Below are 24,912 nucleotides of genomic sequence, written 5' to 3'. Positions count from 1 at the left end.
AATATGTCTTCCAATGCCAGCGCTCTGCCGGGCTATGTCCGCACTTTAAGGCGAACGTTTTTCTTCACTCTGGTAACCCTGACGGCCTTCGCGGCGCTTGCCATGATAACGAGCGCTTTCCTGCAGAACGGAATAACGCCGCAGGAGATCGTGCTGCTCATACTTTATACCTTGCTGATTCTGTGGATCAGCACCTCGTTTTGGACCGCTACGCTCGGATTCTGGTGCTTGCTTCGGGGTGGCGACAAGCGCTCGATTTCGAGACTGGTCCCGAATCCGGACATGACGTCCGACCAGGAGCCGGCGCTCACGGCGCTGGTGATGCCGATCTACAACGAGGATCCGGTGCGGGTATTCGCGGGACTGCGGGCGATTTATCAGTCGCTCCGCGAAACCGGGCGCGCGGACGAGTTCGAACTGTTCATCCTCAGCGATACGCGCGATCCCGATACCTGGATGCAGGAGGAGGTAAACTGGTATCGCATGTGCCGCGACTTCAATGCGCACGGCAAAATCTTTTACCGCAATCGCGAGAAGAACATCGCCCGCAAGAGCGGCAACATCGAGGATTTTTGCCGTCGCTGGGGCGGCCGTTACCGCTACATGATCGTCCTCGATGCTGACAGCCTCATGGCCGGTGAGACGCTGACGAAAATGGTGGATCTGATGGAGGCTCATCCCCGCGTCGCACTGATTCAATCACCGCCGCTGCCGGTAAATCATAAATCCTTGTTCGCCCGTATCCTCCAGTTCGCCAGCAGTTTGTACAGCGACATCTTCATTGCCGGGATCAATTTCTGGCAGCTCTCGGGTAGCAATTATTGGGGGCACAACGCGATTATCCGCATGCAGCCCTTCGTTCGGCATTGCGGTTTGCCGAAGTTGCCGGGGCGGGAGCCATTCGGCGGCGAGATCTTGAGCCACGACTTCGTCGAGGCGACTTTGTTGCGCGAGGCCGGATGGGAAGTGTGGCTGGCGGCCGATCTCAAGGGCAGCTACGAGGAGCTGCCGCCGACGCTGATCGACTACGCCAAGCGCGATCGGCGTTGGTGCCAGGGGAATTTGCAACATTTGCGCATGGTGTTCGCCCGCGGCTTTTCTGGACTCAGCCGTTTGTATTTTCTGATGGGCATCATGTCCTATCTGTCCTCGCCGTTATGGTTGCTGTTTCTGGTTTTAACCGGCTTTGAGGCGTATGTGCAGAGCCAAACCATGCCGGTTTATTTTTTCGGCGACAATATTTTTCCGGTCTGGCCCGAGTCTTATGCGGTCGAGATGACGACGGTCTTGCTGGTGACGCTGGCCATGCTGTTTCTGCCGAAATTCTGGAGCTTTTTGCTGCTCCTGATGCGTCCCAGAATAATCAAGGGCTATGGCGGCGTGATACGCGCCGCTTTCAGCGTCTTTTTCGAAAGCGCATTTTCAGTGCTGACGGCGCCTGTGCTCATGCTGTATCAGAGCAAATTCGTCGTCGCCATTTTGCTGCGTCGCAGCGTCGGCTGGCCTCCGCAAAATCGCGGCGATCACCGTTTGAGCCTCAAGGAAGCCACTCTGGCTCACGGCGGGCAGACGCTGACCGGGTTGGGTGCCGGATGGCTGAGCTACGAGTATGTGCCTGACTTTTTCCTGTGGCTGATTCCCGTTCTGGCCGGGTTGGTCCTTGCCATACCCGTTTCGATCCTTTCCAGCAGCACGTCGGTGGGTTCGCTCGCCCGTAAACTCGGATTTTTCCTGACTCCGGAAGAGTATAAGGCGCCGCGTGTCGTCGAACTGCTCCACGAAAATCTTGCCCGTACCGAGCAAGCGGGTGCGCAAAATGAAGGCGAGTTGAACGTTGCCGATCCGGGAACGTATTCCCTCCACTTCGCTCTTTTGCCCGATCGTCCGGTGAAAAAGCGCCAGCGCCACCAGTTGCGCGCTTTGGTGTACCAATTGGTGGAAGAGGGGCCGGAAACGCTGTCCGCCGCCGACAAGCGTGCCTTGATTTCCGATCCGGAGACGCTGACTCGGTTGCACACCTTGGCTTGGAGCCGGAAGGACAAGGACACCCCTCAATTGTCCTGAGGAGCGACCGCCCATGAACGAGCGGTTGCGCTCATTGATCCTCCACCAAGAGGCCTTGAAGAACTGCGTGCGTTGCGCCGGGATGATCGGTCCGGTGGTGATGGGGCGCGCCGTGTTGTCGCCCGTGATCCTCATCGGCCAGGCGCCGGGCGGCAAGGAAGGGCAATTCGGAAAGCCGTTTGCGTGGACAGCGGGAAAAACCCTTTTCAAATGGTTTGCCGAGATAGGCATATCCGAAGACAATTTTCGCCGCAACGTCTACATGGCGGCCGTATGCCGCTGCTTTCCCGGCAAGAACCCGAAAGGCGGCGATCGGGTTCCGTCTCCGGAGGAGATCGATCGTTGCGCCGATTGGCTGAATGCCGAAATTCGGCTTATAAGACCCAAGCTCATTATTCCGGTCGGCAAGCTGGCGATCCGTCAAATTCTCGTCGCCGATAGACTGGATCAGGTGATCGGGCTTAGGCACGAGCTTTGTCGAGAAAGTCTAGAGATAGACGTAATACCCTTGCCTCACCCGTCCGGGGCCTCCACCTGGCACCGCCGAGAACCCGGCAAAACCCTGCTGCATAATGCGTTAAGGCTAATTCGCGAGCATCCCGCTTGGGGTGAGGTCTGTCACGGCTCGAGCGACGGCGTTTTGACATAGCGCAAAAGTTATGCACAACGGATGAGTTGTTTTTCAGTGCTTTCGGTGTACCGGCGTCAGGTTTTTGACGTTTTTGGCAAGTTTTTGATTATTTGCATGTTTTGGCCCAAGAATAAAAATCGTCAAATTAAGGAAAGATCAGGACCGGCGGGGTTTCAAAAGTGTTTTAAGACTGCATTCCACAAACTTATCCACAGGTTCTGGGAAGTTCTTCTTTTTAAGGAGTGCGACAGAATGCTTATCAATAATCAATGGAAGATCTAACAAAGGAATTCCGATGCAAACAATCAACGCTCAGGTAAGGCCGGAAGGCACTCTGGAGGTTTTGTCCAAGCTGGAAGTGGCGAAGCTGCTCGATACCAGCCAGGGCGGTCTTCACGAGCTCTTCCGGCGTTGTTCGCTGGCGGTCCTGAATTGCGGCAGCGCTGTCGATGACACCAAGCTGGTGCTCGAGCAACATAAAGACTTTGACATTCGCGTATTGCAACAGCAGCGCGGTATCAAGCTGGAGGTGCTGAACGCGCCGGCCTCGGCTTTCGTCGACGGCGAGATGATCAAAGGCATACGGGAGCATCTGTTTTCGGTGCTTAGGGATATCGTTTTCACCGGATCGGAGATCGTATCGAATTCGGCGTTCAATCTGGGCAAGTCGGAAGATATCACCAGCGCCGTTTTTCACATTCTGCGCAACGCGGGCAGCCTGATCACGAATACCTCTCCGAACTTGGTCGTATGCTGGGGAGGCCATTCGATCAGCCGGGAAGAATACGATTACACCAAGGAGGTCGGCCATGAGCTGGGGTTGCGGGGGCTCAACGTCTGTACCGGCTGCGGCCCTGGAGCCATGAAGGGGCCGATGAAAGGCGCCACGATCGGCCATTCAAAACAACGTATCTACGAGGCCCGCTACGTGGGCATTTCGGAGCCGGGAATCATCGCCGCGGAGCCTCCGAATCCCATCGTCAACGAGCTGGTCATCATGCCTGATATCGAAAAACGCCTCGAAGCGTTCGTAAGGCTCGGGCATGGCATCGTCGTCTTCCCGGGCGGGGTCGGCACGGCCGAGGAGATTCTCCACCTCTTAGGGATTCTGCTTCACCCCGACAACAAGAATTTGCCTTTTCCGGTCATTTTGACGGGGCCCGCGGAGTGCGCCGGCTATTTCGAGCTTATCGACCGGTTTATGGTTTCGACGATCGGTCGAGACGTGCGCCGATGTTATCGGATCATCGTCGACGATCCCGCCGGCGTTGCCCGGGAAATGAAAGAGGGGATCAGCCTGGTGCGGGAATTCCGGAAACAGAACGGTGACGCCTACTATTTCAACTGGCTGCTGAAGATAGAGCAGCAGTTCCAGATCCCTTTCGTACCCTCGCATCAGAATATGGCTTCATTGGAATTGCATCGACAGCAGGAGCCTCACCATCTGGCAGCCAACCTGCGCCGAGCCTTTTCCGGAATCGTGGCTGGAAACGTGAAGGCGGAAGGCATACGAACCATCGAGGAGCATGGGCCTTTCGAGCTGCGGGGGGACGCGGAGGTCTTGAAGCCTCTGGATGAGTTGTTGGCGGCGTTCGTCGCACAGGGCCGCATGAAGCTTCCGGGCGTGCGTTACGAGCCGTGTTACCGGCTGGTAGCGTAAATTTTGAGGAAAAAACGATTTAAGAGGAGTTCGAGATGTTCATTGCCATGAATCGATTCAAGATTGCTTTAGGGAAAGAGAGCGAATTCATTGCAATCTGGCGGAATCGTGAAACCTACTTGCATGAAGTTCCGGGATTCCGTGAATTTCATCTGCTTCAAGGTCCGAGCAATGAGGACTTCACGCTGTTCGCTTCCCATTCGACGTGGGAGTCGAAAGAGGCTTTCGAAGCCTGGACGCGTTCGGAGGCATTTCGCAACGCTCATGCCAGCGCGGGCGGAAGCAAGGGGCTCTACCTCGGACCGCCTCAGTTCGAGGGTTTCGAGGTCGTCCTTTAAGCGATCGGTCGAGCCCTCATGGGATCTCTAGAGCATTTTCCTGTTCGGCGTAGCGCTCCCAAGCTGCAGTAGGTCGGCAATCCTTTGCCGACACACGCGGTAGACGAGGGGCTTTGTCGGCAAAGGATTGCCGACCTACAAATTATTTTGGCCCGCATTTTGAGCAATCGGATCGCCGGATAATCCGGTACGGTGGGGCAAAGGAGTTATTTCGCCGCTTTCTGCACGATGCTGTCGATGCCTTTCTTGCGCAGGTAGGCCCTGATCTTGTCGGCATCGGCCAGAGTGGCGTACGGGCCGATTTTGACGCGGTACCAGGCCGAATTATCGATCTCGATCATTTCGATCTTGGCCTTGATCTTGATCTTGGCCAGGTCGCCCTTCAGTTGCTCGGCATTCTGTAGATTGTCGAAAGATCCTGCCTGCACCAGATAAAGCGCTGCGGTGGGTTTGCTTCCCTGGCTTTCTTCCCGCTTGATCGTTTTAATCTCGCTTTCAGGAATGATGACTTCCTTTTCGGGGAGGATCTTATAAAAAGTAAACCGGGGCTCGCGCGACTTAATCGGCTGCGGTTTCTGCTCGGGTTTTTGGGCGGCTGTTTTCTTGCCCTCGGTGTTTTGTTTCCTTTCCTGCTGGGGCTGACTCTTTTTTTCGGCTTCCGGAACCGCAGCAGCGGCTTGAGGCGCCGGCGCGGGTATGGACACGGGTTCCGGGGCCTTTGGAGGGGCCTCGCTATCGGCACCTGAGAAAACGTACACAACGAGCCCGATCGCACCAGCAATGCCGACCGCCGCTAGGCCCCAACGTCTCGGAATTTGGAGCTGGCGTTTTCGGTATCCCGGAATCCGGTGCTTATAGTCCTTGGACATGCCTTTACATTGCTTCGGGTGCGGAAACGTCCAGCAGGCTTAAACCGTTGCCGATCACCTGTCTCACCGCGGCAATCAAATTGAGCCGGGCATCCCGTAACGCGGCATCCTCCACCAGGAACTGGTGGGCGTTGTAATAAGTGTGGAATTCGTACGCCAGCTCGCGCAGATAATGCACCAGATGATGAGGCTCGTGCTGAACGGCCGATTGTTCCACAACCTCGGTATAGCGGGACAGCGTGTTGATTAATGCCAACTCGTGCGTTTCCGTCAATAGGTCCAGACGATTCATGCCGCCGGCGAGGTCGCGTTTCCAGCCTTTTTCGTCCAACTGCCTAAACACGCTGCAAATCCGCGCGTGAGCGTATTGCACGTAATAAACCGGATTTTCGTTGGTCCTCGAGGTGGCCAGCTTCAGGTCGAAATCCATATGCTGGTCGGATTTTCGCATGACATAGAAGAACCGGGCCGCGTCTTTGCCCACTTCGTTGCGAAGCTGCCGGAGCGTTACGAATTCTCCGGAGCGGGTGGACATCTGGACTTTTTCTTCCCCGCGATATAACACCGCGAACTGGACCAGCAGCACGTGGAGCCGTTCCGGGGCGCCCCCCAATGCCTTGATGGCGGCCTTGACGCGGGGAATGTAGCCGTGATGATCGGCGCCCCAGATGTTGATGATTTGATCGAAGCCGCGCTCCAGCTTGTTCAAATGATAAGCGATGTCGGATGCGAAATAGGTCATCTGACCGTTTTCTCGAACCACCACCCGGTCCTTTTCGTCCCCCAGCCGGCTCGAAGCGAACCAGGTTGCCCCGTCTTTTTCGTAGAGATAGCCCGCTTCTTGAAGCTTTTCCAGCGCACGCTCGATGGCGCCGGTATCGGCCAGGCTGCGTTCCGAAAACCACTCGTCGTAATGAACCCCGAACTCCTCCAGATCCTGGCGAATGTCGTCGAGGATGCTGTCGAGGCCGGCGTCGAACACGATTCGGTAATCGTCGGCGCCGAGCAGCGACTTGGCCCTTGCCACCAGCGCATCGATATGAACTTCCTTATCGCCGCCCTGGGGCTCGTCCGGTGGAATGTCCGCCATGACTTCGGCGGTCGGGCGCCGGTATTTCTCCCCGACTCGCTTGTGCAGATCCCAGGCAATCGTCCGAACGTATTCGCCGCGATAACCGTTGCTCGGGAAGGTCAGCACCTCGCCGCATTCTTCCAGGTAGCGGAGCCACACGCTGGCGGCCAGAATATCCATCTGCCGGCCGGCATCATTGACGTAGTACTCCCGGTGTACCTCGAATCCGGCGGCAGCAAGCAGGTTCGCCACCACGGCGCCGTAGGCCGCGCCGCGCCCGTGTCCCACATGCAAGGGGCCGGTCGGATTGGCCGAGACGAATTCCACCTGAACTTTGCGGCCGGCGCCGACGGCGGTCTTGCCGAACTCGTGCCCGGCTTCGTGAATATCGGCGACGATTCGATGTTGAGCCTTGGGATCGATGAAGAAATTGATGAATCCGGGGCCTGCGACCTCCAGCTTGGCGACGATGCCGTCATGGGGCAGTGCCGCCACGATTTTTTCCGCCAACTGTCGGGGATTGCATTTGGCGGCCTTTGCCAGGGTCATTGCGAGATTGGAGGCGAAATCGCCGTGCTGCGCATCGCGCGCACGCTCCACCATAATGGTCGGATCGATATCGGGAGGTAGCTCGCCATTCGCTTTCAATGCGGAAACGGCGCCATGCAGCAGATTCTCCAGACGTTTTTTCATGCGGGGAATGGTTAGGACGGGAAAAATGAGCGGCTATTATCCTAAAATCGCGGACGTGCTTGCAACGCAGCGACTGCCAAGGGCCTGTGAATGCCGCATGGTCGCCTTCCTGTCGCTCGTCTTCCTGGCTCAGCCCCAAACGCCGTTCGTCCCGAATGGTTTTTCGGAACTATGTATTTCTACTTATAGGCCGGTTGCGGCCGGTCCGATTAATCTGCGGGCAAGTTGATCGCCCTTGCAGTCCGCTGCAGCACATCCGGAGGAGTGGCATGAATGCCGATCTGGTGCAGGCATCGAATCTTTGGCCGTTCATCGCTTATATCGCGGCGATCATGGTCGTAATCGCGGCGATGTTGGTGATCCCCCGTTTTCTTGCCCGGCCCAGTCGCGGACGCGCGACCGGCGAGCCTTTTGAATCCGGCGTCGTGCCAGTAGGCGATATTCATGTGCGCCTCACCATACGGTTTTATCCGGTCGCCATCTTTTTCGTGATCTTCGACCTGGAAGCCGTTTTTATCCTCGCTTGGGCCGTCGCCTTTCGCGAGGCCGGGTGGATCGGGTACATCGAAATGCTGGTGTTCATCGGCATTTTGCTGGCCGCTCTGGTTTATCTCTGGCGGATCGGCGCTCTGGATTGGCGTACCGAGCGGCAGAAATTGCAGGATGCCCGACTACAAATTTAAGGGGAGTACGGGATGGAGTGGACTCTTACCAAAGCCGATTCCGACCCAGCGCCCCGCCCCGGCGAGCGCGTCAGCGAGGAAGCCATGCGCCGCAACCTGCTCATGGCGAAGTTGGAGGACCTGATCGCCTGGGGTCGAGCGAATTCCGTCTGGCCTTTCAATTTCGGGCTTTCCTGTTGCTACGTCGAAATGGCCACCGCTTTCACGAGCCGTTACGATATCGCCCGCTTCGGTTCCGAGGTGATCCGGGCAAGCCCGCGGCAAGCGGACCTGATCGTGATTTCCGGCACGGTCTTCATGAAAATGGCTCCGGTCATCAAGCGTCTCTACGAGCAGTTGCTGGAGCCGCGCTGGGTGATTTCCATGGGGTCGTGCGCCAATTCGGGCGGGATGTACGATGTTTACAGTGTGGTTCAGGGTGTGGACAAATTTTTGCCGGTCGACGTGTATGTGCCGGGCTGCCCGCCGCGTCCGGACGCCTTGCTCGAAGGTCTGATCCTGCTGCAGGAGTCGATCGGAAAAGAGAGACGGCCCCTAGGCTGGACGGTCGGCGAAGGCGGTGTTCAGAAAGCGCCGATCAAAAGCTTCCGAGACCTCAAGACTCCGGAGCGCATGAGGGCCACCGAGTTGCGCAGTCCGGATCGCCTTTAAGGTATTTAGGATGACTTTTACCACGACGGCAGGCAGCGCGACAACGACGGAAAGGCCGAAGACCGGCGCTATCGTCGGCGAACTCCGGCGCCGTTTCGGGGATGACGAATTTACCGTTCAATCCACCTATGACGGCATTCCAACCCTTTGGGTAAGCAAGGACCGTTTCGTCGATTGTCTGACTTATCTGAAGCGCGAGACCGAGCGGCCATACCCCATGCTGTTCGATCTCACCGCGGTGGACGAGCGCCTGCGCCAATACCGGGATGGGCTCCCGGCCAGCGAATTCACGCTGGTCTATCATCTTTTGTCTTTCGATCGGAACGAGGATATCCGTCTCAAGGTCGCCTTGGCCAATGGCGGTTTGAGCGTGCCGAGCATCGCCTCGCTTTGGCCCAACGCCAACTGGTACGAGCGCGAAGTCTACGACATGTTCGGGATTCGCTTCGAAGGCCATCCGAATCTCCGCCGTATCCTGATGCCGCCCACCTGGAAAGGGTATCCGCTGCGCAAGGACCATCCGGCGCGGGCCACCGAGATGGGGCGGTTCTCGTTGCCCGAGCAAAAGCAGGAGGCGGAGCAGGAGGCCTTGCGGTTTGTGCCCGAGGAATGGGGCATGAAACGGCAGAAGAACAGCAGCGATTTTCTGTTCCTCAATCTCGGCCCTAACCACCCCAGCGTGCACGGGGTATTCCGCATCGCCCTGCAGCTCGACGGCGAGGAAATAGTCGATGCCGTGCCGGACATCGGCTATCACCATCGTGCCGCGGAAAAGATGGGCGAACGCCAGTCCTGGCATACCTACATCCCTTATACCGACCGGGTGGATTATCTCGGCGGCTCGCTGAACAACCTGCCTTACGTCATGGCGCTGGAACAAATGGCCGGCATCGAGGTGCCGCCCAGGGCGCAGACAATCCGGGTGATGATCTCGGAGTTTTACCGGATCAACAATCACCTCTTGTTTTACGGCACCTTCGCACAGGACGTCGGACAACTATCGCCGGTTTTCTACATGTTCGTCGATCGCGAGAGGGTCTTCGAAATCATCGAAGCCATTACCGGTGGGCGCATGCACTCCAGCTTTTTTCGCATCGGCGGCACGGCGATGGATTTGCCCGAGGGCTGGGACAAGAAGGTGCGGGAATTCGTCGACTATTTTCCGAAACGGCTGGCGCACTACGACAAGATGGTGCTGGCGAACAGCATCCTCAAGCGGCGCACCCAGGGCATCGGCGTTTACGACACGAAAGAGGCGATCGACTGGGGCGCTACCGGACCGGGGTTAAGGGCCACAGGTCTCGCCTGGGACTACCGCAAGGCGCGTCCCTATTCCGGCTACGAAAATTTCGAATTCGAGGTCCCGTCGGGGAAAAACGGGGACTGCTACGACCGGTGCCTGGTGCGGGTCGAAGAAATGCGGCAGAGCTTAAGAATCATCGAGCAATGCCTGAACAACATGCCATCGGGCCCCTACAAGGCGTTTCATCCGTTGACGACTCCACCGCCGAAAGCGCGGACCATGCACGACATCGAGACGCTGATCCAGCACTTTCTGAACGTCAGCTGGGGGCCGGTAATCCCGGCCGGGGAGGGCTCCGCCTGCGTGGAAGGGACCAAGGGGCTGTATCGCTATTACCTGACGAGCGACGGCAACACGACGTCCTACCGTACCCGCGTCCGTACCGCCTCGTTCCCCCATCTTCAGATGATTCCACTGATGTCGCGCGGCCTCATGATCGCCGATCTCATCGCGATCCTGGGGAGCATCGATTTCGTGATGTCGGATGTGGATAGGTGAGGGGGGATATGGTGTTTCTCAATGGCTTGTTCTCGGAGGTTGAGGATGTCGGTCTAGCCAGCGGGTTTGGGGTAGTGGCAGCTGGTGCTGCCGGTGATTTTAGATGCGGGTCTCGCCCCGCGGGCGAGTTACTTTTGCAAACCCCATCCATGGGGTTTGCCCTTTGGGCCCGCCTTCGGCGGTCCAAACTCGCTCCCGGCGAGTTTGTCTTTGCTTGCCCAAAGACAAATTTGTCGGGAACAAATTTGGACGCGCGAAGTGCGCCCGAAGGATTTGCGCCAGGACAGGCGCAAATCCAAAGTAACCAAAAGAAACGGCGCCCGAGCGGCATGCTTTTCCTGCGCTTCTCGCTTTGGCGCTGGGGCGACAGAAGGAGCTTCCCTGCTCCTCTGTCGCCGCGCGTCTTCCTGACGCGCCCCTTCGGGCATTCCAGCGCCAAAGCTTGCGATGCTCGGGCATGCCGCACGGGACAAAAATAGCAATATCCCGTATGACGCACCTGAGCATCGCAGTCCTGGACCGGAAAAGCCCGAAGGGGTGCGCAAAGGATTGCGCACGTGTCCCGAGGGACATGGAAGTCCCTTCGGGACGCCCCGCGGCCAGGACGAGAAGCGCAGGAAAAGTGCGTCATCCGGGCGGCGTTTTCTTTGGTTACTTTCTTTTGGCCGAACAAAAGAAAGTAACCCGCGTGCGGGGCGGTTCCCCGCATCAAAAAATGATTTTTCGGGTTCTCTTATGAACGAAGCCCGCATCTTGAGCGAACAGGAAACCGCCGAAATCCTCGCGGCCGCGGGTCATTATCCCGATAAATCCGCCGCCTCCGTCGAGGCGCTCAAGATCGTGCAGAAATATCGCGGCTGGGTGTCGGATGAAGCGTTGAAAACCGTTGCCGGGCTCTTGGAGATGTCGCCGGACGAACTGGATGGGGTGGCGACGTTCTACAACCTGATCTTTCGAAGGCCGGTCGGCGAGAACGTCATTCTTTGTTGCGACAGCGTGAGCTGCTGGATGCTGGGGGCCGATAGAATCCGTGGGCATCTATCCGAAAGGCTGGGCATCGGCTTGGGCGAAACCACGACGGACGGACGTTACACGCTGCTGCCGATCGTCTGTCTCGGCGCATGCGATCGCGCGCCGGTGCTGATGGTCGGCGAAGAGCTTTACGAAGACGTGGACGAATCGAAAATCGATGAGCTATTAAAAAGGAACGGCCAGACATGGACAGACCGCTGACGCAGAACATCAAGCCCGATCTCTCGCCGGTGACGCTGGACGATTACCGCCGCGCCGGTGGCTATGAGGGCTTGGCCAAAGCCTTGAAAGAAATGGCGCCTGCGGACGTGATCGGGGCGGTCAAGGATTCCGGGTTGCGCGGGCGCGGCGGTGCCGGGTTTCCCACCGGCGTCAAGTGGAGCCTGGTGCCGCAGGGCGAGTCGGCGGAGCAGAAATATGTGGTGGTGAACGCCGACGAAATGGAGCCGGGCACCTTCAAGGATCGCCTGCTGATGGAGGCCGACCCGCACCAGCTCATAGAAGGCGTGGTCATCGCCGCCTATGCCGTGCAGGCCGATACGGCCTATATCTTTCTCCGGGGCGAATACCATCTTTCCGCGAGCCGGCTTGAGCAAGCCTTGGGGGAAGCGCGTAGCGCCGCCTATCTCGGCAAAAACATTCTGGGCTCGGACTTCGATCTGGAGATACATCTTCATACCAGCGCGGGGCGCTACATCTGCGGCGAAGAGACCGCGCTCCTGAATTCGCTCGAAGGCAAGCGCGCAATACCGCGCGCCAAGCCGCCGTTTCCCCAGATCAGCGGACTGTGGGGCCGTCCGACGGTCGTCAACAATGTCGAGACCTTTTGCAACGTGCCCCATATCATCCGCAACGGCGTGGACTGGTACCGGGGATTGGGCCGGGGCGAGGATGCCGGCACCAAGCTGTTCGGCGCGAGCGGTCGGGTCAAGAAGCCGGGGTTGTGGGAACTGCCCATGGGCACGCCGATCCGGGTACTGATCGAGGAATGCGCCGGCGGCATGCAGGAGGGGTATACGCTGCGAGGGTTCCTGCCCGGCGGCGCATCCACGGATTTTCTGCTGCCCGAGCACTTGGATCTGCCCATGGATTTCGACGCGATGATGAAAGCCGGCAGCCGGCTCGGCACCGGCACCATGATCGTGCTGGACGATCAGACCTGTCCGGTGCGAATGGTGCTCAACCTGGAGCGGTTTTTCGCGCAGGAATCCTGCGGCTGGTGTACCCCCTGCCGGGACGGGTTGCCGTGGGTCGTCGAACTCCTCGAAGGCCTTTTGGTCGGACGTGGCCGGCCGGAGGACCTGGACCAACTCGAACAGCTCGCGCGCCTGATGGGACCCGGCAATACCTTTTGCGCGCTCGCGCCCGGGGCCGCCGAGCCGTTACAGAGCGCATTGAAATATTTCCGGGCCGATTTCGAACGCTATTTGAAACCGGCATCGACTGCAAGGGTGGCCTGATAGGATTCAATCCATGGCAAAAATCACGGTAGACGGCCAGACCTACGACGTAAAAGCGGGAGACAATCTGCTCAAGACCTGCTTGTCGTTGAGGCTAGATTTGCCGTACTTCTGCTGGCATCCGGCCCTCGGGTCCGTGGGCGCCTGCCGGCAATGCGCGGTCGTGCAGTACAAGGACGAGAGCGACGCCCAGGGGCGGCTGGTCATGGCCTGCATGACCCCGGTGACCGAGGGCCTCCGCGTGTCCCTCGAAGCTCCTCAGGCACGGGAGTTCCGCGCCGGAGTCATCGAGTTCCTGATGACCAATCATCCTCACGATTGTCCGGTGTGCGAGGAGGGCGGCGAGTGCCATCTCCAGGACATGACGGTCATGACCGGGCATACCTTTCGTCGCTATCGCGGCTTGAAGCGCACCCACCGAAACCAGTATCTGGGACCGTTCATCAATCACGAGATGAACCGCTGCATCGCCTGTTACCGCTGCGTTAGGGTTTACCGCGACTACGCCGGAGGCAAGGACCTCGACGTGTTTGCATCCCGCAACAACGTCTATTTCGGGCGCTTCGAGGACGGCGTTCTGGAAAACGAGTTCAGCGGCAATCTGGTCGAGGTCTGTCCCACCGGAGTTTTCACCGATCGGACGTTCAGCCAGCATTACGTCCGGAAGTGGGATCTACAGCATGCGCCCTCGATTTGCGTGCACTGCGGGGTGGGATGCAATACCAGCCCCGGCGAACGCTACGGAACGCTTAGGCGCATCGTCAATCGCTATAACGGAGAGGTGAACGGCTATTTTCTCTGCGATCGGGGCCGCTTCGGCTATGGATTCGTCAATAGCGAGCGGCGCATACGCCAGCCGATGCTTCGCGGAGAGCCGGTCTCCGGGGAGACCGCGCTGGCCCATTTTCAAGGCTTGCTGGGCGGTCACACGATCGGAATCGGCTCTCCCCGCGCCTCGTTGGAAGTCAACTTCGCCCTGCGGGAACTGGTCGGCGCCGAGCATTTTTACGCCGGTTTTGCCCAGGGGGAGGCATCGCTGGCAGCGGCCATACTGGACGTGCTGAGACATTGGCCGGTCCATAATCCGTCGCTGCGGGAGGTGGAGCAGGCGGACGCCGTCTTGATCCTGGGCGAAGACGTGGCGAATACCGCGCCGCGTGTGGCGCTCGCGTTGCGCCAGGCGGTTCGGAACCGCGCTTTCGAACGCGCCGACCGGCTCAAGATACCGCGCTGGCAAGATGCCGCCGTAAGAGAGGCGGCTCAAGGCGAGAAGAGCCCGCTGTTCGTCGTAGCGCCTAACGCTACCCGGCTGGACGACATAGCGGAAGCGATCTGCCGGGGAACGCCGGAAGACATCGCGCGGCTGGGCCTGGCTATCGCCAACCGGATCGATGCCAGCGCGCCGGCGGTGGCCGACCTTTCCCAAGAGGACGAACATCTGGCGGAACTCATCGGCGATACCCTCACTGCCGCGGCGCATCCGCTCATCGTCTCGGGCACCGGTTGCGGCAGTCTCTCCGTGGTCCGGGCGGCGGCCAATATCGCCTTAGCCTTGAGCAACCGGCGAGAAGGAAGGGCTGTCGATCTGTGCTATGTCGTGCCGGAATGCAATACGCTCGGATTGGCGATGATGGACGAGCGCAGCGTCAAGGACGCCTTCGCCGCGGCGAAGACCCGAGACTTGAACACCGTGATCGTGCTGGAGAACGATCTTTACCGGCGGGCGGACGCCGGGGCCGTGGACAGCTTTTTCAACGGCACGCGGCATGTGGTGGTGATCGATCATATTCGCCACGGCACCGCGGCCAAGGCCCAATTGCTTCTTCCGGGAAGCACGTTTGCGGAAACCGAGGGCACTCTGGTCAGCCTCGAGGGGCGGGCGCAACGTTTTTATTCCGTCATGCCGGGCAGCGGCGAAATCCGCGACAGCTGGCGCTGGCTGGCCGATGCCGCAGCGAAACGCTGGTCGAACATCGATGCGCTTACCGCCGCTTGTGCCGCGGCTCTGCCGGAATTCGGGCCGATCCGGAACGCCGCTCCGCCGGCGGGTTTTCGTGTCGAGGGCGAAAAGGTCCCGCGCGAACCCCATCGCTATAGCGGACGGACCGCGATGTTTGCAAACCGGGAAATCCATGAACCCAAGCCGCCCGACGACCCCGATTCGGCTTTGGCGTTTTCCATGGAAGGCGCAAGTGTCGACGTGCCGCCGGCATTATTGCCATTCGTCTGGGCGCCAGGTTGGAATTCGCATCAGCAGGCCGTCAACAAATTTCAGGACGAGGTGGGCGGGGCTTTGCGAGGCGGCGATCCCGGGGTGAGGCTTTTCGAGTCGCCGGAAACGGCGGAGCCCCGCTGGTTCGACGAAGTGCCCTACCGTCTACGCGACGAAGCCCGTTGGCGGGCCATCCCGCTTTACCACGTTTTCGGCAGCGAGGAGCTGAGCGCGCTATCGCCGCCATTGGCGGAGCGGGTGCCGGCAGCCTATGCCGCGCTGCACCCGGAGGATGCGGAAAGACTCGGCGTCGGCGAGACCCTGGCGGTGCGGCTGAACGAGCGCGTCGTGCGTTTGCCGCTGAGGCTGGAATCGTCCTTGCCGAGAGGCGCCGTGGGCATCTCCGCCGGCCTTGCCGGTCTGTTCCGTAGCGATCTTCCGGCATGGATCGCCATCGAAAAAGAAGGGGAGAGGCCATGACGCTGGGGTCGCCGTTCGATATCGCCGGCATTCTCGGGGCGTTGATCACCGTGGCGGCGCTCTTGATCTGGGTCGAACGCCGGCTGCTCGCCATCTGGCAAGACCGTCTGGGCCCCAATCGCGTGGGACCTCTGGGACTGTTCCAGGTCGTCGCCGATATGCTCAAGATCCTGAGCAAGGAAGACTGGATTCCGCCCTTCGCCGACAAACCGGTATTCGTGCTCGCTCCGGTCGTGATCATGGGATGCATGCTGGCCGCTTTCGCGGTGATTCCGATCGCGCCGGACATCGGAATCATCGATTTCGACTTCGATTTGCTTTATGTGCTGGCGGTCCTGGCGCTGTCGGTGTACAGCGTGGTTCTGGCCGGTTATGCGTCCAACAGCAAATACTCGCTGATCGGTTCCCTGAGGGCTACGGCGCAGGCCATCAGTTACGAGGTATTTCTGGCGATGTCCGCGTTGGGGGTCGTCATGCTGGCCGGAACCTTCGATTTGCGCGCCATCGTGGAAGCGCAAAGGGACGGATGGTTCGTGGTGCCGCAATTTCTGGGATTCATCCTGTTCTTTATCGGGGTTCTCGCGGAAACTCACCGCACCCCGTTCGATCTGCCGGAAGCGGAAAACGAGCTGGTGGCCGGCTATCACACCGAATATTCCGGCATGAAGTTCGGCATGTTCTTCGTCGGCGAGTACATCGGCGTTACCCTCGGGGCGGCCCTGATCGTCACTCTGTTCTTCGGCGGCTGGTTGGGGCCGGTCTTGCCGCCCCTGGCTTGGTTCACGATCAAGACCGCCGTCTTTATCCTGCTGTTCATTCTGGTGCGCGGTTCCCTGCCGAGACCGCGCTATGACCAGCTCATGTCGTTCGGGTGGCTGGTGATGCTGCCGCTGTCGTTCCTGAATTTACTGGTTACCGGAGCCGTCATCCTATGGCGATAGGGCATCGGAGGAACGAAAAGCTGGCTTCGCCTGTATCACCCATGGCTGTGGGTGAGCCGTCATGTTGAAGGACTTCTTGACTCAGTTCCAGACGCTATGGACTGTGTTCCAGCATACGTTCACCAAGGCGGACACCGTGCAATATCCCGAGGAGAAGCCGGCCCTGGCCCCGCGCTATCGCGGACGAATCGTGCTGACCCGCGACCCCGACGGGGAGGAACGCTGCGTGGCCTGCAACCTGTGTGCGGTGGCATGTCCCGTGGACTGCATCGCCCTGCAGAAGACCCAGGACGAATACGGCCGCTGGTATCCGGAGTTCTTCCGCATCAACTTTTCCCGCTGTATCTACTGCGGGTTTTGCGAGGAGGCCTGTCCGACCTACGCCATTCAATTGACGCCGGACATGGAGATGAGCGAGTACGACCGCCGCAACATGGTTTATGAGAAGGAGCATCTTTTGATCGACGGGACCGGCAAATATCACGATTACAACTTCTACCGCGTCGCCGGGAAAAGCGTGGCCGGAAAAGATAAGGGCGAGGCCGAGAACGAGGCGCCGCCGGTGGACGTCCGGAGTCTGTTGCCTTAGGAGAACGACCCCATGCTGTATGTCCTGTTTTATTCCTCCGCCTTGATCAGCGTGATTTCCACGCTGCTGGTGATCGTTTCGCTCAACGCGGTGCACGCCCTGTTGTACGTGATTTTGTCCCTGCTGGCTTCGGGCGTCGTGTTCTTTCTCATGGGGGCGTACTATGGAGCGATGCTCCAGATCATCGTTCACATCGGGGCGATCATGATGCTGTTCCTGTTCGTGGTGATGATGCTGAATCTGGGGCGGCGAACCCTGGAGCAGGAGAGAAAGTGGCTGCCGCCTGCCGCGTGGCGGTGGCCGTCCGCGATGGCGGCGGTGCTACTGACCGAGCTGATCTTCGTCCTGATGCAGGAAGAGCGGGCCGCGCTCGGCCATATCGTCGCATCCAAGGAGGTGGGCATTCGGCTGCTCGGACCTTATGTGCTGGCAGTGGAATTGGCGTCCATGCTTCTCCTGGCCGGATTGGTCGGGGCTTATCACTTGACCCGGCAGGAGGTGAAGAAATGAACGGAACCATTCCCGAGGCACACGGACTGCTGTTGGCGGCCGTCCTTTTCGCGCTGGGGCTCACCGGCGTTCTGGTGCGGCGCAACCTGATCTTCATGCTGATCTCCCTGGAAATCATGCTGAATTCGACGGGGCTCGCTTTCATCGTCGCCGGCTCGCGCTGGAATCAGGCGGACGGGCAAATCATGTTCCTGCTGGTGCTTGCGATGGCGGCGGCGGAAGTAGGCGTGGCCATGGGCTTGGTGACGCAGATTTATCATCGGTTCGAGACCTTGGATGTGGACGCTTTGAGCCGGATGAAAGGTTGAGTGCCGCTGCCGTGAAACCGATCGGCTGGATGGATCAAAAACATCGACGCCGTGAAGGGGTCGGATTTTAGAAGATTTTTCACCGCCATCTTGCGACATGGTATAGGAAACGCCGCCCTACACCCCGCAAAATGGAGGCCGAAAGAGTTGTAGGTCGGCAATCCTTTGCCGACAAATCCTGCGTCGGCAAAGGATTGCCGACCTACAGCAGCTTCGGGCGTACACCACATTGGTACATGCGCTCGCAAGGAAACCGAGGGACGGGGGCATTCCCCTGAAAAGCGATAGAAGCAGGACAACCCTTTAACTAACAAGGAGAAATACGGGTGCTGAACTACTTGGGTCTTATTCCGCTTTTCCCATTGATCGGTTTTCTGATTCTGGTGGCGAGTCAGGGGAATATGCCGAGGCGCTGGGTGCCCTGGATCGGCGCCGGATCCGTCGGGTTGTCGGCGGTGCTCGCGGCGCTGGTCGGCATCGAGTTCTTGAGCGGCTCGCTCGAACCCTACCGTCAGACGCTGTGGACCTGGATGCGAGTGGGCCATTTCGCATCCGGCTTCTCGCTTTATCTCGACGCCTTGTCGCTGAACATGATGTTCGTGGTGACCGGCGTCGGATTTCTCATCCATGTCTACTCGGTCGGCTTCATGGCGGACGATGCCGGCTACGCCCGTTTCTTCGCGTACATGAATCTTTTCGTATTCGCCATGCTAGTCCTGGTTTTGGCGGACAACCTGGTGCTGTTGTACCTGGGCTGGGAGGGCGTCGGTCTGTGCAGCTATCTTCTGATCGGCTTCTGGTACGAGAATCCGGAGAACGGCGCGGCGGCCCGGAAGGCTTTCGTGATGACGAGGGTAGGCGATACGGCGATGGCGATAGGCCTGTTTCTTCTGTTCGCGCGGCTCGGCACCCTGGATATTCAAGCACTCTTGAACAGAGCCTCCGCGGCCTGGCCGGTCGGCTCCGGTATGGCCGCGCTCGCCGCCCTGCTGCTATTGGGCGGCGCGGTCGGCAAGTCGGCCCAATTGCCGCTGCAAACCTGGCTGCCCGACGCCATGGCCGGTCCGACGCCGATCAGCGCCCTGATCCACGCCGCGACCATGGTGACCGCCGGGGTTTATCTGATCGCCCGCACCCACACCCTGTTCGAACTGGCGCCCGCAGTGCTGCAATTGGTCGCCGCGGTCGGTGCCGTCACCCTGCTGATCGCGGGTTTCACCGCGCTGACCCAGCGCGATATCAAGCGGATTCTGGCGTACTCCACCATCAGCCAGATCGGTTACATGTTTCTGGCGCTGGGGGTGACCGCGTTCTCGTCGGCGATTTTTCATCTGACGACCCACGCCTATTTCAAGGCGCTCCTGTTCCTCGCCGCCGGAGCGGTGATTCACAGCTATCACCACGAACACGACATCTTCCGCATGGGAGGACTCAGAAAACGGCTGCCGATCGCGTTTTGGAGCTTCGTCATCGGCAGCGCCGCCCTGACCGCTCTGCCGTTCACCTCGGGCTATTTCAGCAAGCACGAGATCCTGGCTTCCGCCTTCCATGCGGAGAACGGCTTCTGGTTCTGGGCTGCCGGAACGCTAGGGGCGCTGTTGACCGGCATCTACAGCTTTCGGCTGGTGTTCATCGCCTTTTTCGGCCCGGAAAACGAGCGGGCTTCGGAGCATCTCGGGTTCGCCATGAGTGTCCCGCTCATCCTGCTGGGCGCACTGGCCTTGCTGGGCGGATTTGTTTCCATGCCGCTGGGTTCGGTGTTTCCGAGATCCGAACCGGGCGAGTTGGGATTGATCGCCGGGATCTTCACCGATCTGGCGCCGCTCGTCGGTGTGGGTATCGCGGTTCTCCTCTATCTGCTCCGAACCTACCCGGTCGAAGCCCTGACGGAAACCCGATGGGGCGATATGCTGCACCGCTTCTGGTTTAGCGGCTGGGGATTCGATTGGCTGTACGGAAAGCTGCTGGTCAACCCGTTCCGCTGGCTGGCCGCCGTCAATAGCAGCGATATCGCGGACGATATCTACCGGGGGATCGCGGCCGCCAGCCAGTATGCGCATCGCGCGTTCGCCGCCACCCAAACCGGACAATTGCGCTGGTATGTCGCCGCGTTCACGGGGGGAACCGTGTTGGCCATCGCGCTGGGGATTTTGTCGTGATGCTCGCGACGCTGATTCTGGTGCTGGCGGTCGGCGGCCTGCTCGCCTGGCAGGCGGAGCGCTACGGCACGAACGCCCCCCGCTGGATCGCCCTCGTGACGCTGATAGTGGACGGGGCGTTGCTGGTCCCTTATTTCGCCGGCGGCTTTCCCGAAGCCGGCGTTTGGCTGGACGATCTCCGCCTGCACTGGATACCCCGCTTCGGCATCAGCTTTCATCTCGGACTGGACGGCGTCAGTCTGTTGCTGGTCGCCTTGACGGTTTTTCTCGGTCTCATGGCCGTGGCGGCGTCCTGGACCGAGATCCGGGAGCGGGTGGGGTTTTTCCACTTCAATCTCCTGTGGACGCTGGCCGGCGTGCTAGGCGTGTTCCTCGCGCTGGATCTGTTTCTGTTCTTCGTGTTCTGGGAAATCATGATCGTACCCATGTATTTCCTGATCGCGCTGTGGGGACACGAGAACCGGGCTTACGCGGCGATCAAGTTCTTTTTGTTCACCCAGGTCTCGGGACTCTTGATGTTGCTGGCCATGGTGGTTCTGGTGATCATCCATCAACGAGATGCCGGCGTTTATACCTTCGACTACTTCGACCTCTTGCAGACGAGTCTCGAGCTCAATACCGCCTGGTGGCTGATGCTGGGATTCTTCATCGCCTTCACCGTAAAGCTGCCGGGCGTGCCGTTCCATACCTGGCTGCCGGACGCGCACACCCAGGCGCCGACCGGGGGCAGCGTCATTCTGGCGGGGGTGATGCTGAAAACCGGCGCCTATGGCTTGCTGCGTTTCGTGATCCCGCTGTTTCCCGAAACCGTTGCCGATTTTTCCCCCATCGCGATGGGATTGGGCGTGGCCGGCATTCTTTATGGCGGCATGCTCGCTTTCGCGCAGTCGGACATGAAGCGACTGGTCGCTTACAGCAGTGTCAGCCACATGGGGTTCGTGCTGGTCGGGCTGTTTGCCTGGAATGCGCTGGCGCTGCAAGGAGTGGTGATTACCTTGCTGGCCCACGGCATTTCGTCGGCCGCCCTGTTCGTCCTGGCCGGCGCGGTGCAGGAGCGCATCCATACCCGCGACATGAATCGGATGGGCGGGTTATGGACCGACGTGCCGCGCATGGCGGCCATCGGATTGTTCTTTTCCGTGGCTGCGCTCGGCATGCCTGGGCTCGGCAATTTCATCGGCGAGTTCCTGGTGCTGCTGGGCGCTTACCGGGTGGATGCCGCCATGACGGCAGCCGCGGCCTTGGGTTTGATCATAGCGCCGGTTTATTCGCTGATTCTGATTCAACGGGCTTTCCACGGCGAAACGCGGGAGATTCATCGAATCCGCGATTTCGGCGCGCGCGAATTGGCCCTGATGGGTTTTCTGATCGTGGCGACGGTTTGGATCGGGATGTATCCGCAGTCCATGCTGGACGTCTCCGATACGTGGCTGAAGAATAGTTTGAGAGGCTGGGGAGAGGGCGTCGCCCAGCCGAATGATTCGCAACCGCCGGGCGAGCGTTTGGCGGATCGGGGAGAGCCATGATCACCACAACCGATCTTCTCGCGCTTTTGCCTTTGATCGTGCTGTCGGCCGTGGCGGTGATCGTGATGCTGGCCATCGCCGTACACCGCAATCATCGTCTCGCCTTCCTCCTGACGGTCGCCGGCATTCTGATCTCGCTGATCACGGTCCCGCTGGTTTCGGATCTCGTGCCGAGGCTGATCACGCCGCTCGTGCTGGTGGATCGCTACGCCCTGGTCTTTACCGTCATGGCCTACGCCGCGGGCCTGGTCGCGGCGGTGCTGTGCTGGGAGTATTTCCGCGTTCGCGAGGGCCACCAGGAAGAAGTATATCTGCTGATTCTGACGGCGCTGCTGGGTGCCGGAGTTCTGGCGGCCGCCCATCATTTTGCGTCGTTCTTCCTGGGGCTCGAGATCCTCAGCGTGTCGCTGTTCGCGCTCATCGCCTATCCGCTGCGCGAAATCCGGGCGTTGGAAGCGGGCATCAAATATCTCGTGCTGTCCGGCGTAGCCTCGGCCTTCCTGCTGTTCGGCATGGCCTTGGTCTACGCCGAGACGGGCACCATGGAGTTCGCGGTCTTGGGCGGGAGGCCCGGAACCTTTCCTTCCGTCATCGGAACCATTCTGATCCTGGTGGCCGTGGGTTTCAAACTATCGCTGGTGCCCTTTCATCTGTGGACCGCCGACGTCTATCAAGGGGCGCCGGCGCCGATCACGGCCCTGCTCGCCACGGTTTCCAAGGGCTCGGTTTTTATCCTGCTGCTGCGCTACGGACTGGAAAGCGGCGTTTTTCGCGTTCCGGTGGTGAGCGTACTTCTGGCCTTGATCGCCGTGGTTTCCATGCTGGTGGGCAATTTTCTCGCCTTGCGGCAGAACAATGTCAAGCGCATTCTGGCCTATTCCTCGATAGGTCACATGGGCTATCTGCTGGTGGCGCCGGTCGCGGCGAACGTCGTTGGCGGAAACTTGGCGGCCGAGGCGCTGCTGGTTTATCTCGCCGCTTATTTCGCCATGACGCTGGCGGCATTCGGCGTGGTGACGGTGATGAGTCCGGCCGATCGCGAAGCGGAGGAGTTGGACGATTATACCGGCCTGTTCTGGACTCGTCCCTGGCTCGCGACCGTGTTCAGCGTGGCGCTCCTCTCTCTGGCCGGCATACCGCTGACCGCCGGTTTCATCGGCAAGTTCTATTTGTTCACCGCCGGAAGTCAGGGGGCGCTCTGGATGTTGCTGGGCGCGCTCATCATCGGCAGTGGGCTGGGGCTCTACTATTACATCCGCATCGTCTTTCAAATGGCCCAAGCGCCCGCCGCGCTGCAAGCGAGACCGGAGGCCCGGCCGGTCGGGGCGCATCTGGTGCTGGCGATATTGCTTCTCCTGATTTTCGGCCTGGGGGTTTACCCGGCTCCCTTCATCGATCTGCTGCATCCGGAGATCAACGTTCCGAAGCAAAGCGCCGCGCAGCAGTAGATACCGTCTTAGAAATCACGATGCAAGCCCATGATTGGGATCGAACGGTCGGCCGGACTTAAGGACGCCGTAGGCCAGGACGAGGAGCTTGCGCATGGCGGCGCCGACGATGAGTTTGCCGTTCTTGCCTTGGGCTTTAAGGCGTTCGCAGAAGGCCCGGATCAGTGGGTTATGGCGCCAGGCGACGATGGCCGGCATATAAAGGGCCTTGCGGAGCAAGGCATCGCCGGTCTTGGACAGGCGGGTGTGGCCTTTCCACTTCCCGGACTGGTGCTCTTTGGGCGAGAGGCCCGCAAAGGCGGCGACGCTGCGCGCGTTTTCGAAGCGGTGAACGTCGCCCAGGGCGGCCAGCAGCACCGGGATGGTGGCGTCGCCTAAACCGGGGATGGTGTCGAGCAGGTCACGCCGTTGGCGGAGGTCCGGATCGTGGTCGATGTGCTCCCGGATGCGTTGTTGGGTAGCGGCGATCTCGGTGTCGAGGGTGGCGAGCACGGCTTCGATGGAGGCGCGTACGGTGGGGTCGGCCCCGTCCAGGCGGTTTTTTTCCATCTGCCGCATCTCGAGGAGGCTCTCGAGCCGACGCACTAAGGCTTGTAATTGGCGCACGGCCGGCGGAGGCGGCTGCCAGAGCAGAGGCCGTTGGCTGAGACAGAAGCGGGCGATGCGCTTGGCATCGCTTTTATCGGTCTTGGTGCGGCTCAGTTCGGCTTGGCCGAAGGCGTGGATTTGGGCGGGGTTGACCACGCTGACGGCGAGGCCGTGGTCGACCAGGAACAGGGCCAAGCCCTCACCATAGCGGCCGGTGGCCTCCAGGCATACGTGGGGCGTTGGGAAGGCTTGCAGCCAGGCCAGGAACGCCTTAAACCCTTCGGGCGTGTTCTGGAAGACCTTGGTTTTGTACTTGCCGTTGCGTAGCGCGGCGGCGTCGAACTTGGCTTTGGCGATGTCGATACCGATGGGGCTGAACGTCATAGGGTCTCCTGGGTCTGCGTTGACGATGGGGCAAAGTGCTGACCGATCGAAACCGCTCCTGCCGGGTTCAGCCTTATCCATCCAGGGTGTTGCCCAAGGCAGCCCTACGATACCGTTCGAACTCTATGGCGAGGAAGGGACGCTGGGGGACGATCTACGGCGCGGGCTTCAGGCCCAAGGTCGGCAACGTCTTGCCCAGCGTCTGGGTCCGATGATCAGTCGGAGATTCTGCCTCTTGTGGAATCCAGAATCGAGATATAAGGTCGGCAATCCTTTTCCAATCGCAAACGGGCGTTTAGAGCGTTTTCCGAATCGGTGTAAGGGATTCGGATATGTAGGTCGGCAATCCCTTGCCGACGTATCGGCTCGGCGAAGGGCTTTGTCGGCAAGGGATTGCCGACCTACGTTCTCCCCTCCCGGAACGAATCCGTACACCGGGATGGAAAACGCTTTAAGTACATTCCGCAAATATTTGCGGAATCTCGATAGATTAGCTTGATTGGCGGGGTTGTCCTGCAGGTTGCCTATGCCGCAAGACTTCCCTGAATGTACTTAATCGGCCCCTTCCAATCGCAAACGGTCGCTTTAGTCGCGACCCTTCCAATCGCAAACGGCATCTCTGGGAGCGCCAGAGCTGCCCTTCCGACAAAGCCCTTCGCCAACTCGGTGTGTCGGCAAAGGATTGCCGACCTACGAATTTCCCGATCCTCGCCGCTGAACGGCGGTGAAAAACACTCTAACAGGCCATTTGCAGTCAATCCTTCCGTGCGAGTGGAAACTGCTCCAAGAACCCTTCGCCAAAAATAATCCAAT

Annotated in this window: 20 protein-coding genes; 17 read left to right on the top strand and 3 right to left on the bottom strand. The window is 59.7% G+C overall.

The features are described from left to right. Window positions 1-3 precede the first annotated feature (3 nt). The 4 genes from mdoH to ACR2R1_RS12645 all read left to right on the top strand — a co-directional run bounded on the left by mdoH (window position 4) and on the right by ACR2R1_RS12645 (window position 4,693). Window positions 4-2,064 carry a glucans biosynthesis glucosyltransferase MdoH gene (mdoH, locus tag ACR2R1_RS12660; RefSeq protein ID WP_086133658.1) on the top strand — a complete coding sequence of 687 codons (2,061 nt, stop codon included), beginning with the start codon at window positions 4-6 and terminating at the stop codon, window positions 2,062-2,064. A gap of 13 nt (window positions 2,065-2,077) precedes the next feature. Further along, window positions 2,078-2,713: a uracil-DNA glycosylase family protein gene (locus ACR2R1_RS12655; protein ID WP_240506855.1), complete on the top strand. Its 636-nt coding sequence runs from the start codon at window positions 2,078-2,080 to the stop codon at window positions 2,711-2,713. Between the two features lie 277 nt (window positions 2,714-2,990). Then, entirely contained in the window at window positions 2,991-4,355 is a 1,365-nt protein-coding gene (gene ppnN / locus ACR2R1_RS12650; RefSeq protein WP_086133656.1) for a nucleotide 5'-monophosphate nucleosidase PpnN, read from the top strand. Between the two features lie 35 nt (window positions 4,356-4,390). Next, on the top strand, window positions 4,391-4,693 hold the full coding sequence (locus ACR2R1_RS12645) for an antibiotic biosynthesis monooxygenase family protein (protein ID WP_086133655.1): 303 nt from the start codon (window positions 4,391-4,393) through the stop codon (window positions 4,691-4,693). A 206-nt stretch (window positions 4,694-4,899) separates the two neighbouring features. Here ACR2R1_RS12645 and ACR2R1_RS12640 read toward each other — a convergent pair whose 3' ends face one another. Together ACR2R1_RS12640 and argS are read right to left on the bottom strand one after the other, a co-directional pair. Continuing rightward, on the bottom strand, window positions 4,900-5,397 hold the full coding sequence (locus ACR2R1_RS12640; RefSeq protein WP_240502602.1) for an SPOR domain-containing protein: 498 nt from the start codon (window positions 5,395-5,397) through the stop codon (window positions 4,900-4,902). 169 nt (window positions 5,398-5,566) lie between these two features. Beyond that, window positions 5,567-7,327, bottom strand: a complete 1,761-nt coding sequence (argS, locus tag ACR2R1_RS12635) for an arginine--tRNA ligase (protein ID WP_086133654.1) — start codon at window positions 7,325-7,327, stop codon at window positions 5,567-5,569. A gap of 269 nt (window positions 7,328-7,596) precedes the next feature. Between argS and ndhC the strand changes: the two genes are divergently transcribed. From ndhC to ACR2R1_RS12570, 13 genes are all read left to right on the top strand, one after another. Beyond that, window positions 7,597-8,010: an NADH-quinone oxidoreductase subunit A gene (ndhC, locus tag ACR2R1_RS12630; RefSeq protein ID WP_077731742.1), complete on the top strand. Its 414-nt coding sequence runs from the start codon at window positions 7,597-7,599 to the stop codon at window positions 8,008-8,010. Window positions 8,011-8,022: 12 nt separating this feature from the next. Continuing rightward, window positions 8,023-8,661 (top strand): NADH-quinone oxidoreductase subunit B, encoded by a 639-nt coding sequence (locus tag ACR2R1_RS12625; RefSeq protein ID WP_077731741.1) that lies wholly within the window; start codon window positions 8,023-8,025, stop codon window positions 8,659-8,661. A 10-nt stretch (window positions 8,662-8,671) separates the two neighbouring features. After that, window positions 8,672-10,462, top strand: coding sequence for an NADH-quinone oxidoreductase subunit C/D (gene nuoC, locus ACR2R1_RS12620; RefSeq protein ID WP_086133653.1), 1,791 nt, complete (start codon window positions 8,672-8,674; stop codon window positions 10,460-10,462). 735 nt (window positions 10,463-11,197) lie between these two features. Beyond that, window positions 11,198-11,695 carry an NADH-quinone oxidoreductase subunit NuoE gene (nuoE, locus tag ACR2R1_RS12615; protein ID WP_086133652.1) on the top strand — a complete coding sequence of 166 codons (498 nt, stop codon included), beginning with the start codon at window positions 11,198-11,200 and terminating at the stop codon, window positions 11,693-11,695. Further along, window positions 11,680-12,954 (top strand): NADH-quinone oxidoreductase subunit NuoF, encoded by a 1,275-nt coding sequence (gene nuoF, locus ACR2R1_RS12610; RefSeq protein ID WP_086133651.1) that lies wholly within the window; start codon window positions 11,680-11,682, stop codon window positions 12,952-12,954. Before nuoE ends, nuoF begins: the two co-directional genes overlap by 16 nt. Before the next feature lie 13 nt (window positions 12,955-12,967). After that, window positions 12,968-15,646, top strand: coding sequence for an NADH-quinone oxidoreductase subunit NuoG (nuoG, locus tag ACR2R1_RS12605; RefSeq protein ID WP_077731736.1), 2,679 nt, complete (start codon window positions 12,968-12,970; stop codon window positions 15,644-15,646). After that, window positions 15,643-16,587 carry an NADH-quinone oxidoreductase subunit NuoH gene (nuoH, locus tag ACR2R1_RS12600; RefSeq protein WP_077731735.1) on the top strand — a complete coding sequence of 315 codons (945 nt, stop codon included), beginning with the start codon at window positions 15,643-15,645 and terminating at the stop codon, window positions 16,585-16,587. Before nuoG ends, nuoH begins: the two co-directional genes overlap by 4 nt. Window positions 16,588-16,648: 61 nt before the next feature. Then, window positions 16,649-17,176, top strand: coding sequence for an NADH-quinone oxidoreductase subunit NuoI (gene nuoI / locus ACR2R1_RS12595; RefSeq protein WP_077731734.1), 528 nt, complete (start codon window positions 16,649-16,651; stop codon window positions 17,174-17,176). Window positions 17,177-17,188: 12 nt separating this feature from the next. Further along, window positions 17,189-17,686, top strand: coding sequence for an NADH-quinone oxidoreductase subunit J (nuoJ, locus tag ACR2R1_RS12590; RefSeq protein ID WP_077731733.1), 498 nt, complete (start codon window positions 17,189-17,191; stop codon window positions 17,684-17,686). Next, window positions 17,683-17,994, top strand: coding sequence for an NADH-quinone oxidoreductase subunit NuoK (gene nuoK, locus ACR2R1_RS12585; protein WP_077731732.1), 312 nt, complete (start codon window positions 17,683-17,685; stop codon window positions 17,992-17,994). The genes nuoJ and nuoK overlap by 4 nt, the downstream gene beginning before the upstream one ends. A 326-nt stretch (window positions 17,995-18,320) precedes the next feature. Further along, window positions 18,321-20,153, top strand: a complete 1,833-nt coding sequence (gene nuoL / locus ACR2R1_RS12580) for an NADH-quinone oxidoreductase subunit L (protein WP_077731731.1) — start codon at window positions 18,321-18,323, stop codon at window positions 20,151-20,153. Beyond that, a complete protein-coding gene (gene nuoM, locus ACR2R1_RS12575) occupies window positions 20,153-21,679 on the top strand; it encodes an NADH-quinone oxidoreductase subunit M (protein ID WP_240506859.1) in 1,527 nt (508 codons plus the stop codon). The genes nuoL and nuoM overlap by 1 nt, the downstream gene beginning before the upstream one ends. Further along, window positions 21,676-23,127: an NADH-quinone oxidoreductase subunit N gene (locus tag ACR2R1_RS12570; protein WP_347258774.1), complete on the top strand. Its 1,452-nt coding sequence runs from the start codon at window positions 21,676-21,678 to the stop codon at window positions 23,125-23,127. The genes nuoM and ACR2R1_RS12570 overlap by 4 nt, the downstream gene beginning before the upstream one ends. A 15-nt stretch (window positions 23,128-23,142) precedes the next feature. Here the strand turns inward: ACR2R1_RS12570 and ACR2R1_RS12565 are convergent, their stop codons facing one another. After that, entirely contained in the window at window positions 23,143-24,099 is a 957-nt protein-coding gene (locus ACR2R1_RS12565) for an IS110 family transposase (protein ID WP_434110321.1), read from the bottom strand. Window positions 24,100-24,912 lie beyond the last annotated feature (813 nt).

The sequence above is a fragment of the Methylocaldum sp. GT1TLB genome (genome assembly GCF_051027445.1).
Taxonomy (GTDB): domain Bacteria; phylum Pseudomonadota; class Gammaproteobacteria; order Methylococcales; family Methylococcaceae; genus Methylocaldum.
The sequence above is the reverse complement of the archived record's forward strand: the minus strand, read 5'-3'. Positions and strand labels throughout refer to the sequence as shown.